15 protein-coding genes and 1 riboswitch are annotated in these 15,834 nt (G+C 34.8%); of the genes, 14 read left to right on the top strand and 1 reads right to left on the bottom strand.

The window, feature by feature from the left end:
- Positions 1–20 precede the first annotated feature (20 nt).
- The 14 genes from H9636_RS01220 (at position 21) to H9636_RS01155 (ending at position 14,898) form a co-directional block, all read left to right on the top strand.
- Entirely contained in the window at positions 21–1,001 is a 981-nt protein-coding gene (locus H9636_RS01220) for a D-alanyl-D-alanine carboxypeptidase family protein (RefSeq protein WP_404817731.1), read from the top strand.
- A 282-nt stretch (positions 1,002–1,283) separates the two neighbouring features.
- A complete protein-coding gene (locus H9636_RS01215; protein WP_191705825.1) occupies positions 1,284–2,018 on the top strand; it encodes a pseudouridine synthase in 735 nt (244 codons plus the stop codon).
- Between the two features lie 106 nt (positions 2,019–2,124).
- Entirely contained in the window at positions 2,125–2,670 is a 546-nt protein-coding gene (gene resA, locus H9636_RS01210) for a thiol-disulfide oxidoreductase ResA (RefSeq protein WP_191705824.1), read from the top strand.
- A 5-nt stretch (positions 2,671–2,675) separates the two neighbouring features.
- The gene (locus H9636_RS01205) at positions 2,676–4,343 is read left to right on the top strand and encodes a cytochrome c biogenesis protein ResB (protein ID WP_191705823.1); all 1,668 of its coding nucleotides are present in this window, start codon (positions 2,676–2,678) and stop codon (positions 4,341–4,343) included.
- Positions 4,340–5,527, top strand: coding sequence for a c-type cytochrome biogenesis protein CcsB (gene ccsB, locus H9636_RS01200; protein WP_191705822.1), 1,188 nt, complete (start codon positions 4,340–4,342; stop codon positions 5,525–5,527). Before H9636_RS01205 ends, ccsB begins: the two co-directional genes overlap by 4 nt.
- A gap of 210 nt (positions 5,528–5,737) precedes the next feature.
- Positions 5,738–6,454, top strand: coding sequence for a response regulator transcription factor (locus H9636_RS01195; protein ID WP_191705821.1), 717 nt, complete (start codon positions 5,738–5,740; stop codon positions 6,452–6,454).
- Positions 6,447–8,222 carry an ATP-binding protein gene (locus H9636_RS01190; protein WP_191705820.1) on the top strand — a complete coding sequence of 592 codons (1,776 nt, stop codon included), beginning with the start codon at positions 6,447–6,449 and terminating at the stop codon, positions 8,220–8,222. Before H9636_RS01195 ends, H9636_RS01190 begins: the two co-directional genes overlap by 8 nt.
- A 231-nt stretch (positions 8,223–8,453) precedes the next feature.
- A complete protein-coding gene (locus H9636_RS01185) occupies positions 8,454–8,759 on the top strand; it encodes a hypothetical protein (RefSeq protein ID WP_191705819.1) in 306 nt (101 codons plus the stop codon).
- A gap of 390 nt (positions 8,760–9,149) precedes the next feature.
- A complete protein-coding gene (locus H9636_RS01180; protein WP_191705818.1) occupies positions 9,150–9,686 on the top strand; it encodes a sigma-70 family RNA polymerase sigma factor in 537 nt (178 codons plus the stop codon).
- Positions 9,676–10,872 (top strand): hypothetical protein, encoded by a 1,197-nt coding sequence (locus H9636_RS01175; protein ID WP_191705817.1) that lies wholly within the window; start codon positions 9,676–9,678, stop codon positions 10,870–10,872. Before H9636_RS01180 ends, H9636_RS01175 begins: the two co-directional genes overlap by 11 nt.
- Positions 10,873–10,971: 99 nt before the next feature.
- A riboswitch (FMN riboswitch) is annotated at positions 10,972–11,136 on the top strand.
- Between the two features lie 257 nt (positions 11,137–11,393).
- Complete coding sequence (locus tag H9636_RS01170; RefSeq protein ID WP_191705816.1) at positions 11,394–11,960, top strand: ECF transporter S component; 567 nt, start codon at positions 11,394–11,396, stop codon at positions 11,958–11,960.
- Positions 11,961–12,258: 298 nt separating this feature from the next.
- The gene (locus H9636_RS01165; protein ID WP_191705815.1) at positions 12,259–12,654 is read left to right on the top strand and encodes a MerR family transcriptional regulator; all 396 of its coding nucleotides are present in this window, start codon (positions 12,259–12,261) and stop codon (positions 12,652–12,654) included.
- Between the two features lie 40 nt (positions 12,655–12,694).
- Positions 12,695–14,029 carry a type I glutamate--ammonia ligase gene (glnA, locus tag H9636_RS01160; protein ID WP_191705814.1) on the top strand — a complete coding sequence of 445 codons (1,335 nt, stop codon included), beginning with the start codon at positions 12,695–12,697 and terminating at the stop codon, positions 14,027–14,029.
- A 146-nt stretch (positions 14,030–14,175) separates the two neighbouring features.
- The gene (locus H9636_RS01155; RefSeq protein WP_191705813.1) at positions 14,176–14,898 is read left to right on the top strand and encodes a TlpA family protein disulfide reductase; all 723 of its coding nucleotides are present in this window, start codon (positions 14,176–14,178) and stop codon (positions 14,896–14,898) included.
- A gap of 50 nt (positions 14,899–14,948) precedes the next feature.
- Here H9636_RS01155 and H9636_RS01150 read toward each other — a convergent pair whose 3' ends face one another.
- Entirely contained in the window at positions 14,949–15,725 is a 777-nt protein-coding gene (locus tag H9636_RS01150; RefSeq protein WP_191705812.1) for an enoyl-ACP reductase FabI, read from the bottom strand.
- Between the last annotated feature and the right edge of the window lie 109 nt (positions 15,726–15,834).

The raw sequence follows: 15,834 nt of genomic DNA, 5'->3' as shown, positions 1-15,834 counted from the left end.
GGAGTGGCTAGTTGAAAAAAATTGCAAAAATCTTTTTTGCCTTTCTTTGTTCCATCGTATTTTTTTTCTCGATTACAACTGCAGCAAATGCTTCGTATGCTGTAATTGATGCGGAAACAGGTAGATTATTGGAAGGAAGTAATGTCCATTCTAGAATGCCAATCGCTAGTTTAACAAAAATATGGACTGCATTGATTGCGATTGAAAATAGTCAACTAGATGATGAAGTGACCATTTCTCACCAAGCAGCTTTAAGTGAAGGGTCATCAGTATACTTAGAACCTGGTGAAAAAGTTACTGTGGAAACTTTATTGTATGGATTAATGTTACGTTCGGGGAACGATGCTGCATATGCGTTAGCTGAACATGCAGGAAGTTCCTTAGAAGGCTTTGTGGATTTAATGAATGAGAAAGCCTATCTTTACGGACTAAATGATACTTATTTTACAAATCCTTCTGGTTTACACAATGAATTACATCTTTCATCCGCGTATGATACGGCTCAAATGTTACGTATTGCTTTACAAAACGATAAATTTAAAAAAATCGCTTCGACGATTAATTATAAAAGTCCAACAAAAAATGGTGTCACTTGGCAAAACAAACACCGACTTTTACGTCAACAAGTCGATGCTGTTGCAGGAAAAACAGGTTATACAAAAGTGGCAGGAAGAACGTTAGCAACTTATTTTGAAAAAGATAATAAAAAGGTTATTGTCGTGACATTAAGTGAATCAAATGATTGGCAAGTACATACTTCGCTTGCAAACAAAATATTTTCTAACTATGACTATGTTACAATTGCGGATAAAGGAGAATACCAAGCGACAGAACAGAAAACAGTAGAGTTAAGTAAACCGATTACGCTATTACTTAATAAAGAAGAAGAAAAACAAATACAAAACGTGGTACACTTATCTAGAAAACAAGATAACTTTGGAATTTGGCATGTATTTTTAAATAATGAAAGTATTTATTCAACTAGGGTTAACATCAAATAAATCGTTTCGCACAGTACAATTTAGATGGTAATTCTTTAAGGACTGCAAATCGAGCAGTCTTATTTTTTGTGTTTAAGTATTAAGATTATTTTTAAAAGGTTAAAGTAATATTAATCTATAGTTCTTAAAATAGAAGCAATATTTTTGCTTGTTTGTACATTGCTCCTTTCGAAATAATCAAACTACTTTATATATAAGCTGTTTCTCTTTAATAATGAAACAGAATATGACATAATTTTCAACAGATTAAATGTGCAGACACGAATGAACGGGGTGGACAAATTGGAAAGATTACAGAAAGTGATTGCATATGCTGGCGTAGCATCAAGGCGAAAAGCAGAACAATTAATTTTAGAAGGAAAAGTAAAAGTAAACGGAAAAGTTGTGAAGGAGTTAGGGACGAAGGTATCAAGCTCTGACACAATCGAAGTAAACGGTATTAAACTTGAAAAAGAAGATAAGGTTTACTTCTTGTTGTATAAACCAAGAGGCGTTATATCAGCTGTAACAGACGATAAAGGCCGAAAAACGGTGACGGATATTTTCAAGAAACATGTACATCAACGTATTTTCCCTGTTGGACGTCTCGATTATGATACATCCGGCCTGCTTTTATTAACGAATGATGGAGAATTTGCTTACCAAATGACGCATCCAAAGTTTAAAATCGATAAAACTTATGTTGCTCGTGTAAAAGGAGTTCCTACTATCGAAGGTTTAAAGAAATTACAGCGCGGTATAAAGTTAGAGGATGGTAAAACGGCTCCGGCAAAGGTAAGTATGACTTCCTTTGATGAAAAAGCTGGGAAAGCGATATGTGAAATTACGATCCATGAAGGGCGTAACCGCCAAGTACGTCGTATGTTCGAAGCGATTGGCACACCAGTTGTGAAATTAAAACGCGAACGATTTGCCTTTTTAGATTTAGCTGGATTAAATCCTGGTGAATATCGAGAATTATCAAAACATGAAGTGAAATTACTTCGAGTTTTAGCAGAAACAGGAAAAATTGACTAACCCTGGAGTAAAAGTTTCATAAATCAGTCAAAATCAAAAGATTATGCAAAAATGAAGTTTGCTATAATAAAGAAGATTGTATAGTTTTCGGGGGAGGAACCTGTAAATGGATAAAAAACAAAAACGTTCGATATTTCGTGGTGTTATCCTCGTTGTTCTTTTAGCTGCAATCGTCTATACAGTTTATAGCACGGCAACTAAGGATAAGGTAGAGGTTTTACAAGTTGGGGATAAAGCACCCGATTTTGAACTTGTTGATTTATATAATGGTGATTTAAAACATCGACTTTCAGACTATGAAGGCAAAGGAGTCTTCTTAAATTTCTGGGGAACTTGGTGTAAGCCATGTAAGAAAGAAATGCCTGCTATGTCTAATCAATATGCCATTTATAAAGAACAGGGCGTCGAAGTATTAGCAGTAAACATTGCCCAAACTGAATTTGAAGTGAAAAATTTCATCGAAAGTTTAGATGTACACTTTCCAGTTGCAATTGATCCTACAAAAAGTGTAATGACGGCTTACAATGTTGATCTCTTGCCAGCCACAATCTTAATTAACCCAGAAGGTAAAGTTGAGAAAATTATCACTGGTGAAATGAACGAACAACAAATCGCTTCCTATATGGAATCAATTAAGCCAGAACAGGAGTAGTTCGAATGGGAAAAATAATATGTGCTTGTGGTCATGAAAATCCAGAAGGTACTTTGCTTTGTGAAAAGTGTGGCCAACCTTTAACAGAAGAAGGTAAAAAAAGTAAAATTCTAAATATGCGATATGATGGCATTGCGATTCGATCTAAAACGCGAAATAAATCAATCGTTGATAAAATTTGGAATTTCTTTTCGAGTGTAAAAGTAGGTGTAACATTAATTATTATTAACCTCGTTGCTGCTTCAATTGGAACGATTTTTCCACAGGAATTTTATGTTAGCGTTTCAACAGAGGAGCAAAAGGCGGCTTACTATGAAGAAACTTACGGTTCCCTTGGAAAGCTGTATTATGAATTAGGATTATCAAATGTTTATAGTTCATGGTGGTTCCAAATTTTAGTCGGAATGTTAGCGATTTCGATAATTGTTGCGAGTATCGATAGAGGTTTACCGTTACATCGCTCTTTAAAAAATCAGCGTGTTAAAAGACATACTAGTTTTATGAAACGACAACGTATTGTTGCGGAAGGTCCAGTTACAGAAGGTGACCCATCTAAAACATTAAATTTAATTGAAGAAAAAATGAAAGCGTTAAAATATAAAGTTCGCCGAGATGGCAACGCGCTTTTAGCTGAACGCGGTCGTTTTGCCCGTTACGGCCCTTACATAAACCATGTTGGTTTGATCATATTCTTATTTGGTGTGATGCTTCGACTTGTACCTGGTTTTTATGTGGATGAATCCATGTGGATTCGCGAAGGAGAAACTCGGGCAGTTCCAGGAATGGATGGTTACTTTATTGAAAATGAAGATTTCATCTTAGAAATGCACGATAATGAAAAGACAGAAAACCAAGAGTTGCAAGGCGTTAATGTCGTAGCAAAAAACTATCAAACTGATGTGAAATTATATAAACAGTCTGAAGATGCAGTTCCGGGTCAAGCTGATAACTTAGAATTAGTGGAAGACTACTCTATACGAGTAAATCATCCATTACAACATGAAGGATTTTCCTTCTATCAAATGGATTTCCGTTTAAATGAACTGAAAACGATGAAGTTTGAGTTAACGAAAAAAGAGACAGGTGAATCTTTAGGTGAAGTTAGTATTGATCTAACAAATCCGCAAAAAGAATATGTTCTCAATGATCAAACTAAAGTTGAATTATTAGGTTTCTATCCTGATTTCTCAGGATTTGAAAATGGGGAACCGCAAACAAAGACACCGGACCCAAATAATCCTGCATTTATTTTTAAAATGGTAACACCTGAAAAACCAGAAGGGGAAGTAAGCTTTGTAGCGATTCAGCAAACAATTGAACCAAATGGTGATAACACGTATAAAATGGAATTCCAAAGTGTTGAAATGAGAGACATGTCCGGTTTAACTGTACACAAAGATAGCACGATTCCGATTTTAGCAATTGGAGGCGTTATTTTTATGTTAGGTGTAGCCATTGGTTCATATTGGAATCACCGTCGTGTGTGGGTGGAACAATTGGAAGATGGAACAATTCGCCTTGCAGCCCATACAAACAAAAACTGGTTTAGTATAAAGAAAGATTTAAATGCTTTATCAGAATTTGCCCACTTACCTCGATACATTGATCAAGGAGAAGAGGATAAAGAAGCTGATGGTGAAGGAAAAGAAAAGGAAGGTGACAGCACTTTATGAGTTTAATTGACATAAGTGGAAATCTGTTATTTGTTGCATTTATTGCATATTTAGTCGGAACATTTTTCTTCGGTGGAGCAATAAAAAGTTCAAAACCGGATGGAGCCGCAAAACGTGCTGATAAATGGGGCAAATTAGCGATTATCATAACAATTATTGGCTTTATAGCTCACTTAAGTTACTTTATTACGCGATGGATTTATACAGGACATGCTCCTGTAAGTAACATGTTTGAATTTACAACGGCATTTGGTATGTTTATCATTGCTGCATTTATTCTAATTTACTATATGTATCGTTTAACAGCTCTTGGGCTTGTGGCATTACCGATTGCGTTATTAATCATTGGTTATGCGGCGATGTTCCCGAATGATGTGGATCCGTTAGTACCATCATTACAAAGTTATTGGTTAACAATCCACGTTATTACAGCTGCTCTTGGCCAGTCCGTTTTAGCAATTAGTGCGGTTGCTGGATTATTATACTTATTAAAAGATACGGATCCAAATGCAAAAACTAAAGGACGATTTTGGTTAGAAGCAGTTCTATACTTTATGGTTTTAGTGATTGGGTTTATTTTGGCGACAGTTACTTTCAGAGTTATTGGTTATGAAGCTGATTTTACTTATGTAGATAAAGAAGGTATGAACCAAGAAATCACATACAACATGCCAGCAGTTTTCGGTATGAATGAATATGTGTTATTAACGGATGACGTTTTGGAACCGTTTGTTGAAACAGCGCCAGTTATAAATGCGCAAAAATTAACAACTGTATTTTGGTCATTCATCTTTGGAACGATTCTTTATATACTAATCCGTTTAATTACTCGTCGCAGTATTTTAAGTATGCTTCATCCGTTAGTTAAAAAGGTGAATTTAAATTTATTGGATGAAATTGGCTATCGTTCCGTATTAATTGGTTTCCCGATATTCAGTTTAGGTGCTCTAGTATTTGCCATGATTTGGGCTCAAGAAGCTTGGGGCCGTTTCTGGGGATGGGATCCAAAAGAAGTATGGGCACTTATTACTTGGTTATTCTATGCAGCATACTTACATTTACGTTTATCAAAAGGTTGGGAAGGTAATAAATCTGCTTGGCTTGCATGTATTGGCTTTGCCATTATTCTTTTCAACTTAATAGTTGTAAACTTAGTTATTGCAGGTTTACATTCTTACGCTTAAAAGTAAGTTAATGGATGAAAGTTCTTCTCATTAATGGGAAGAACTTTCTTTATAGAACCAAGTTTTTCAAATTATCATACAATTTTTCTCTAATCTATTTTCAAAAATCTCACAAAACGACATAACTGTGGAAGTTTTGTTATATCTCCTTTAAATTTTTAAAATGAAAATGTACAATAGTAAAGAGAAAGAATGAGAGGGGTAAAACCTATGTCTGAAAATATTTCTGTATTAGTAGTAGATGATGAAGATCGTATTCGACGTTTGTTAAAAATGTATTTAGAACGTGAAGGGTATGAAGTAGATGAAGCTGAAAATGGTGAAATCGCCCTTACAATGGCTTTAGAGAAAGATTATCATTGTATACTATTGGACATTATGATGCCTGAAAAAGATGGACTACAAGTATGTTCAGAATTACGCGAAAAGAAAACAACTCCGATTATATTATTAACTGCTAAAGGGGAAGAAGCCAACAGAGTACAAGGTTTCGAGCTAGGAGCAGATGATTATATTGTAAAACCATTTAGTCCACGTGAAGTAGTTTTACGTGTTAAAGCAATTTTACGTCGCTCATCTGTGTTTTCACCCGTTTCAAGTCCGTCTACTTCAAAGGATTTAGTGGTTTTCCCACATTTAACAATCGACCATGATGCACATCGTGTCACTGCCGATGGTACGGAAGTAAACTTAACACCAAAAGAATATGAGTTATTATATTTTTTAGCTAAATCTCCAGATAAAGTATTTGACCGGGAACAATTATTAAAAGAAGTGTGGCATTACGATTTCTTCGGCGATTTACGTACAGTAGATACCCATGTGAAACGTTTACGCGAAAAACTAAATCGAGTTTCGGAGAATGCAGCGAAAATGATTGTAACGGTTTGGGGCGTAGGTTATAAATTTGAGGTAATCAATGATTAAAATATGGAGAAGTATTGTCGGGAAGCTATGGATTACCATATTGCTTCTCGTTTCATTTGTATTGTTCGTATTTACGGTTTTAATGTTGGAGTTTTTAGAAGATTATCATCGGGAACAAGCAGAAAAATCGTTAAGTCAGACAGCCTCTACAATTGCTAGTATCGTTGATAATTACGATTTAGAACAGTTAACTGATGAAATTATTGAGGAAATGTTAACTGAAGATACAAACGCCTTTCTTGCTTCAAATGAAAGGGAAGTCGTTTCGTCCTTTCAGACAGCGATAAATGAAGAAGTAATTCAGAATAGTATTATTAAAAATAAAGCCTTTGAAAAAATTTACGAATCGGATGAGCCAATCATCGATGAAATGATCTTACCTTCCCAAACCGATGACGGGAAAATGGAAACTTATGTTGTGTTAAGTTATCCATTAAAAAGTGATAATAAAGTGCATGGCGCAATTTTCATTTACCAAAATCCAAAGGCATTACATGAAACATCCCAGGAAACGACGAAGATAGTTTTCTTATCTGCTTTTATCGCCTTTGTTTTAACAACGTTCTTTGCCTTCTTCCTGTCATCACGGATTACTTGGCCATTACGTAAAATGCGAGAACATGCTTTTGAATTAGCAAAGGGAAGATTCGATGAAACGTTGCCTACTACCCAAAATGATGAAATCGGTCAATTAGCCGTTGCCTTTAATCAAATGGGAAGACAATTAAAACATCATTTAGAAGTCATCAACCAAGAAAAAGAGCAGCTAGCAAGCGTACTAACTTCGATGACAGATAGTGTCATTACGTTTAACCGGGATCGTACTATCTTATTAAGTAATCCGCCTGCAGATAAATTACTTCAAAAATGGTTTATTGGGAAAAAAGGACAAAATGACAGTCCTATTCCGAAAGAAGTTTTTGAAATGTTAGATCATGTATTAAATTTCGAAGATAAACTGGAAGAAGATCTTGAAATAGGTGGATCCTATTATCGAATTACGATTAGTCCATTAAAAAATAGCGAACTATCCATTCGAGGGGCTATTGCGGTTATTCGTGACATGACTGAGCAATCTCGTCTAGAAAAATTACGTTCCGATTTCATTGCGAATGTATCCCATGAACTACGAACACCAATTGCAATGTTGCAAGGGTACTCTGAAGCATTATTAGATGATGTAGTGTCCGATGAAGAAGAACGCAGTGAAATGACTCGAATTATTTATGATGAATCCCAAAGGATGGGTCGTTTAGTAAATGACTTACTAGATTTAGCCCGCATGGAATCGGGTTACACAAATTTATATAAAGATGATGTTCCAGTCGTCCAAGTAATCGAAAGAATAACGCAAAAGTTTACACAAGTGGCTAAGGAAAGACAAGTTCATCTTCAATTTAACACGGAGCTATCAGAGGATGTTCAAATTAGTATGGATGAAGACCGAATCGAACAGGTATTAACGAATTTAATTGATAATGCGATTCGCCATACTTCTAAACAGGGAAGAGTAACAGTGTCCCTTACGCAAGAATTATCCTATGCAAAAATCCAAGTGTCTGATACAGGAGAAGGTATTCCACAAGATGATTTACCATATGTTTTTGAACGATTTTATAAAGCTGACAAAGCTCGTACCCGCTCGAAAGGTGGTACAGGATTAGGTCTTGCCATTGCAAAAAACATTGTAGAAGCGCATAAAGGAAATATTCATGTAGACAGTGTTGTTGGAGAAGGTACAACATTCACATTCTATTTACCATTATAAGAAGAATAGTGATAGTAGCTAGAAATCGTTGTTACAGCGTTTTCTAGCTTTTTTATTGGCAAACCTTCTTTAAGACTTGCGATAAGGTAGTAAAAGCTTCATTCACCAATATCCTAAAAAAAATAACACAATTTTAATTGAAGAAGTTTTTTTCGAATGAAATTTACATAAGATAAAAGAAAAGTCATCTAAATTTAAAAGAGGTTGTGTGGAAAAGGGGGAGACTTTTAAATGAGTTATGTTCTTGGATTATTTCAAGAGATTATAGATGAGTGTACGAATGTTCAGTACGAAATCCAAAAGCTTGAGTCTCAAGAGACAGATTTAAAAATAAAAAGGCAAGTTTTACAAAAGGTAGTTAGTATCTCCATTAATGAGTCGGATATCCAATATTTTACTTCAGAAATTCAAAAGATAACTGATGAACAGAACAAAGTATTGCAAGAAAAAGAGAAACAACAAATGCTTCATAGAGATTTATTAAGAAGAATTAATGCAATCGAAATGGTCGTAAAACAATTAGAACAAAAATCATAGCCCAATTTACTTCTTTATATATCACACCAAAGAAAGACAAGAATTGAATTCATTAATGAAATAAATAACTTACGGGTTTTAATTAGAAATGGACAGAGGGATGAAAGGGATTAGTTTTAGATGAAAATTAATATTTTGAAAAATTAAAGTCGTACTTACTATAAGTGGCGACTTTTTATTTTTAAACTGTACCATTATATGTAAAAACGTTAAAATAAAGGTTGTCCTTAAAGTATTTTTTGTGTACTTTATGGACAATCTTCTCAACAATTATATGTATATCATTAGAAAGTCTATTTATAATGAAAATGAGTAAGAAGAAATATTATGAATGAATGAAACTTTTCTATGTTGTATACGACAAATTAATAGGAACGGAGGGCTGATATTTTGAAAGAGTCCATATTCCATCGTTTGTATGAATTGTACCATCAAGATGTCTTTCAATTTTTAATCTACTTAGTTAAAAATCGAACAGTTGCAGAAGATTTATCCCATGAAGTATATGTAAGAGTATTAAAATCCTATGATCGATTTGAAGGTAGGAGCTCTGAGAAAACATGGCTATTTGCTATTGCGAAAAACGTAGCCATCGATTATTTTAGGAAAAATACTGTTCAATCTTCCCATACTTTCAATACATTTAATTGGGAAACAGAACAGTTAGTATCACCAACTAAATCTCCTGAAAGTTTCACTGAGCTTAATGACGATATGAGGCATTTATTAATAGCGTTAGAAAAATGTACTGGTGATCAAAAAATGGTCATCATTATGAGATATTTTCAAGAACTATCCATTACCGAGACGGCAGAAGTTTTAAATTGGACGGAAGGGAAAGTAAAAACGACACAGCATCGAGCAATTAAACAACTCCGTGAATTTTTAACAACGTCTAAAAAGGAGGCGAATCAACATGACTCATGATCAATGGGATGACGACAAAATCGAAAATTTATTATCTAATGCACCGAAAATTCATGATCAACGTTCAAAGGATGAAATCTTTCAACGATTAAAGGAAGATGGTCTCTTTGATGAGGAGCCTTTAAAGAAAAATAGGAAACGATTTAATTGGGTTCCGGTTGCTATTTCAATAGCCGCAGTTTGTTTAATCGCTATTATACTTCCTTCAATGATGAGCCAGCAAACTTCCCAAGAAACAAGTGTTATGGATCGTTCAGATGAATCAAAAGAGGCCACAGAAAAATTCGTGACTGAATCTTCATCTGACCAAGAAATGAATATATTAGGAAGTGAAGGAGCTGACCTCCGTACAGCAGTATATCCTGATCAAATAGAAGGAAATACGATATTTAAATTAGGGTTAGCAAGTGTTGCAGCAGATAGTATCCCTGTAACTGTTTTAATTCCAAACGAAAGAATTCAAGCCGATTTTGGAGATGTACAACCGACTGGGGTTGAACTGTATCATAAATACGCAGCATTGTTCAATGAAGAGGCGATTGGTTTTGAAAATTATCATCCTTATATAGGTGAAATTTCTGAACAGGACAATCAAGTGCTTCATACTTTACCTAATGATCAACAATATGATTTAGGAACTGGTTCACTTACAACATATACAGCGTCATTAATAGATACATTTGGAGATCGTTATGATGAAGTTGTTCAATTAGACGAAAATGGTTCACCCTTTATATTTAGTGAAGTAGGCGAAGCGACACCGATTCAACTAAATGGTGAATCAACGCAATATAATTATTTTCAATACACACAACCAGATGGGCAAAGCTATTTAGTGCCCAATTTTAGAGCTTATTATACAACGGTGGAAGAAGCGATTCTTGCAATGAAAGAAAATACAAATGACATTTACCAATCGGTAATACTTCCAAATGTTAATTATGAAGTAACGGTGGAAAAAGATGTTGTGACGGTTACATTTAAAGAACAAATAGATTTAATGACTCTTGATCAGCAACAAGCGATGAAAATGATTGAAGGAATTTTATTAACTGCAGCAAGTTTTAACATGGGTGTACAATTTAAAAATGTTACTCCAACCGAATGGCAAGGTTTTGATTTTGCTACAACATTACCAATTCCAGTTGGTGCAAACGAAATTCCATATTCAACGGTTTTTCAATAATAGCGTTGGGAAATAGGAAAGAAAAGGAATTGTTTTTTCCTATTGAACCATCTTTACAATATTTCAGTTTCGAGATATAATGTTAAAAAATAATATTTGATTCATCTTCGGGGCAGGGTGAAATTCCCGATCGGCGGTATTAGAGACTGCATTCTCTTCAAAATGGAGGGATTGCTAATAGTTTCTTAAGCCCGCGAGCTCTATTGAGCAGGATTTGGTGTGATTCCAAAGCCGACAGTATAGTCTGGATGGGAGAAGGTGAAGGTACGGTCTCGAGTATTCGTCTGTGGATAGGAAACTGTATGTGAAAGTATCGTTTATACGTTTTCGTATGGACTTTACTTTTATTAAGCGTATCCTTTTAAAGTACGCTTGTTTTCGCATACGAATTTTCTTATTTTTAATGTGCCTTTTTCTCCCTTATGCATTTTTGCATAAGGGATTTTTCATGGAGAAGACGATATTGGTGAAGACTGTCCTTTCTTCTTGCGGGTTGAATCAGCAAAGAGGAGAGAAAGTAAATGAAAAATCAAAAACTTAAGTTACGATCTTTTGTAACGATTGCGATGTTAAGTAGTATATCTTTTATTCTAATGTTAATTAACTTCCCGTTACCGGGATTCCCGGTATTTTTACAAATTGATTTTAGTGATACACCAGCTCTAATCGCAGCGATTACAATGGGGCCGTTAGCTGGAATATTAGTAGAACTATTTAAAAATGTGTTAGATTGGATTTTCTCAGGTACACCAACAGGGGTTCCGGTAGGTCATATAGCTAACTTTGTTACAGGTATTTTATTTATTTTACCTGTCTACTATTTTTATAAGAAGATACCTAAACTAGAAGGGTTAATCTTCGGTTTGGTTGCTGGTACGGTTATTATGTCAGTAGGAATGAGTCTATTAAACTATGTAGCCTTTTTACCAATGTACTCTCACTTCCTTGGATGGGGTACTTTTGATATAAAAGAAACAATTGTGTTAGGTATCTTACCATTTAACTTTATTAAAGGGATTATGCTCATGATTGTCACGGTCTTACTTTTCCGTACAATGAAAGTTTGGATTGAAAATCAACGAGCGTAATATTTACTATAAAGAAAAGCTGTTCATTTATGTCATAAAAAATGACGATAATGAACAGCTTTTTCTTTTTATAAAGTGAAAACAATCAGTTGTTAGCTTATTTTGCATAAAAAACCCAACGTGAAAACGTTGGGTTTTTTATGTTTCTATGTCATAAACCCTTGGTAATACTGGGGTATTGTTTCATCTAATAATGTGATAAAAAAAATCTAAATTTTATATGTTATTTTTTCTAACATGGTATTGCTATTATAAATGACATAGTTTAAAATAATGCTATGAAAGGGAGGAGATGTCGATGAGTCGAGAGTTTCGAAGAGCAATGCCGTTACTCCCTATTAGCATGGTTATGCAATTAACGGAGTTAACTGCAAGACAAATTCGATATTATGAGGAACATAAATTAATTGAGCCAGCTAGATCTGAGGGCAATCGTAGGATGTTTTCATTAGATGATGTAGATGCATTATTAGAAATTCGTGAACTTCTCGATCAAGGAATTAACATGGCCGGAATTAAAAAAGTTTTTGATATGAGAAAAACCAACAATGTAAAATCTTCTAACAAATTATCTATTTCAGACGCAGAACTTCGTGCCATTTTACGTGAGGAAATGCAACAGGCACAAATAATGCAAAAGGCGTCATTAAGGCAAGGGGATTTATCTCGTTTTTTTCAAGTGAAAGGCGAGTAAATTATATTTTATTAATTTAAAATTTTAGGAGTGTGGAAAAATGGCTAAGTACACGAAAGAAGACATTAAACAAATTGTGAAAGATAAAGGCGTAAAATATATTCGCCTACAATTTACAGACATTTTAGGTACGATTAAAAACGTAGAAATTCCTTTAAGCCAGTTGGATAAGGCTTTAGATAATAAAATGATGTTTGACGGATCTTCCATTGAAGGGTTCGTACGTATCGAAGAATCGGATATGTACTTACAACCGGATTTAGATACTTTTGTTATCTTCCCTTGGACAGCGGAAAAGGGGAAAGTAGCGAGACTGATTTGCGATATTGTAAATCCAGATGGTACACCATTTGCTGGAGACCCACGATCAAATTTAAAACGTGTGTTAGGTAACATGGAAGAGCTAGGTTTCACAAGTTTTAACTTAGGACCTGAGCCAGAATTTTTCTTATTTAAATTGAATGAAAAGGGTGAACCAACATTAGAATTAAATGACGATGGGGGTTACTTTGACTTAGCACCAACGGATCTTGGTGAAAACTGCCGACGTGATATCGTATTAGAATTGGAAGAAATGGGCTTTGAAATTGAAGCTTCTCACCACGAGGTAGCTCCTGGACAACACGAAATTGATTTTAAATATGCAAATGCTATAGAAGCATGTGATAATATTCAAACTTTCAAATTAGTAGTTAAAACAATAGCTCGTAAACATGGTTTACATGCGACATTTATGCCAAAACCATTATTCGGTGTAAACGGTTCTGGTATGCACTCGAACTTATCATTATTCAAAGGAAACCAAAATGTGTTTTGGGATGAAAATGCAGAGTTAGAGCTATCTGATACTGCCCGTGCATTTATGGCAGGGATTATGAAACATGCGAAAGCATTTACAGCAGTAACAAACCCATTAGTTAACTCTTATAAACGCTTAGTGCCAGGATATGAAGCACCATGCTATATCGCTTGGTCTGCACGCAACCGTTCACCATTAATTCGTATTCCGGCATCTCGTGGATTATCTACTCGTGTTGAATTACGTTCAGTTGACCCAGCTGCAAACCCATACTTAGCGTTAGCGGTACTTTTAGAAGCTGGTTTAGATGGAATTCGTAACGGTTTAACGCCACCACCTGCGGTAGATCGTAATATTTACGTGATGAACGCTTCAGAATTAAAAGAAAATGGTATTGAAAGTTTACCGGGATCACTATTAGAAGCTTTAAAAGAATTAGAACAAGATGAAGTGATTAAAGGTGCTTTAGGTGAACACATTTATTCGAACTTTAAAGAAGCGAAAGAAATTGAATATGATATGTTCCGTACAGTTGTACATCCTTGGGAACGCGATCAATACTTAAAAATGTATTAATTTACCGTTATAAACGCCCCATTACTGTACTCCAACTTTTTTGGAGTGTCAGTTGAATGGGGTTTTTTTATATTTTTGAACTTTACATGATATTTAATAAAGTTCATATACTAATGATAATTATGCATCATAAGGAGAGTTATTGATTGAAAAAAAGATTATTTTCTACTGTTTTAACGGGAGTTATTGTCATTGTTCTGTTCATTACAATTTATTCAAATATGGCCGAATCGAAAGGTACTACATTAACCATTGATCAGGCAATTCAATCGAATTTGTTGCAGGAACTTCCAAGTGATGAGGAAGGGTCCGGAAGAGAAAATCCTGCTATTTCTTATCGAATCATTGAAGAACCAGTTATGGGCGATACTGAGGGAGAAGAAGGACATGCCCATAATCATGACGACAATGATACCCATGAAGAGGAAAGTATACAACCAGAAGTTCGGACGATGAATAAGAAAGCGCCTGATTTTGAATTGAAAACATTATCTGGTGAAACAGTGAAACTTTCAAATTTAAAAGGAAAAAAAGTATTTATTAACTTTTGGGCAACGTGGTGTCCTCCATGTGTTGAAGAAATGCCTACAATCCAACAATTTTATGAAAAGTATGCTAAAGAACATAATGTAGAAATTTTATCCGTTAATGCTACAGATTTAGAAACGAACAAAGAAAAAGTGAAACAATTTGCAGACAAGCATGGAATTACCTTTCCAATTCTATTAGATGAAGACGGGAATGCATCTATTGCTTATGAAGTTCTTACAATTCCAACAAGTATTATTGTGAATGAAGAAGGGGTAGTTGTTGAACAAATTATTGGACCGGTTACCGAAGAACTATTATTAGAAAAATTAGGTAAGTAAATGTAAAAGGACTTCTTTATGCAATGATGCATAGAGAAGTCCTAAATACTTTAACCCATAATATTGTAGCCAGAATCAACGTAAATCGTTTCTCCTGTAACTCCGCGTGACAAGTTACTTAACATAACTAAAGTCATATCTGCTACTTCTTCTTGGTTTGTATTACGTTTTAATGGTGATAGTTCTTCGATTTTGTGTAATGCTGTGTTAAAGCTAGGAACACCTTTCGCAGCTAATGTACGGATTGCACCTGCAGAAATTGCGTTTACACGGATACCTTGGGAACCAAGATCTGACGCAAGATATTTCATTGCTGATTCCAATGCAGCTTTTGCCACACCCATTACGTTATATCCTTCAAGAACACGTTGTCCACCTAAATAACTCATTGTGACAATAGAAGCACCTTCTGTCATATATGGTAGGGCAGCTTTTGCAACGGCGATTAGCGAATAAGCACTTGTATCTTGAGCAAAGGCATAACCTTCACGAGTCGTTTCAACAAAACGATTTTTTAAATCTTCTGCATGGGCAAAAGCAACGGAATGGACAATTCCGTGAATTACACCAAATTCTTCGCCAATTTGAGTAAATGCTTTTGATATGCTCTCATCACTGTTTACATCACATTCAATAACGGCCGTTTTATATTCTGCATAATCAGCTAAAACTTTTTCAATTTTTCCTTTTGAACGTTCTTTTCGGTAAGTGAAAATAACGTTTGCGCCAACTTCTAAAAGTTTCTTTGCGATTCCCCAAGCGATACTACGCTCGTTTGCAACACCCATTACGACAATATTTTTGTCTTTTAATTGTAAAATATCCATCCAATGTACCCCTTTATCGATAATGTTATATCAGTTATTAGTACCAACTACTAATTTCAGTTTAACAGTTCTACAATGAAATATCAATGCTATTTGAGTAACTTGCATA

The organism is Ureibacillus galli (genome assembly GCF_014836845.1).
GTDB classification, from domain to species: domain Bacteria; phylum Bacillota; class Bacilli; order Bacillales_A; family Planococcaceae; genus Ureibacillus; species Ureibacillus galli.
This window is presented reverse-complemented; position numbering and strand designations above follow the sequence as displayed.

Bases quoted from the DNA above. Each gene is read 5' to 3' on its own strand.
- H9636_RS01205 (WP_191705823.1), top strand. From the start codon at position 2,676: ATGGGAAAAATAATATGTGCTTGTGGTCATGAAAATCCAGAAGGTACT.
- glnA (WP_191705814.1), top strand. From the start codon at position 12,695: ATGGCTAAGTACACGAAAGAAGACATTAAACAAATTGTGAAAGATAAA.
- ccsB (WP_191705822.1), top strand. From the start codon at position 4,340: ATGAGTTTAATTGACATAAGTGGAAATCTGTTATTTGTTGCATTTATT.
- H9636_RS01185 (WP_191705819.1), top strand. From the start codon at position 8,454: ATGAGTTATGTTCTTGGATTATTTCAAGAGATTATAGATGAGTGTACG.
- H9636_RS01195 (WP_191705821.1), top strand. From the start codon at position 5,738: ATGTCTGAAAATATTTCTGTATTAGTAGTAGATGATGAAGATCGTATT.
- H9636_RS01165 (WP_191705815.1), top strand. From the start codon at position 12,259: ATGAGTCGAGAGTTTCGAAGAGCAATGCCGTTACTCCCTATTAGCATG.
- H9636_RS01175 (WP_191705817.1), top strand. From the start codon at position 9,676: ATGACTCATGATCAATGGGATGACGACAAAATCGAAAATTTATTATCT.
- resA (WP_191705824.1), top strand. From the start codon at position 2,125: ATGGATAAAAAACAAAAACGTTCGATATTTCGTGGTGTTATCCTCGTT.
- H9636_RS01170 (WP_191705816.1), top strand. From the start codon at position 11,394: ATGAAAAATCAAAAACTTAAGTTACGATCTTTTGTAACGATTGCGATG.
- H9636_RS01150 (WP_191705812.1), bottom strand. From the start codon at position 15,725: ATGGATATTTTACAATTAAAAGACAAAAATATTGTCGTAATGGGTGTT.
- H9636_RS01190 (WP_191705820.1), top strand. From the start codon at position 6,447: ATGATTAAAATATGGAGAAGTATTGTCGGGAAGCTATGGATTACCATA.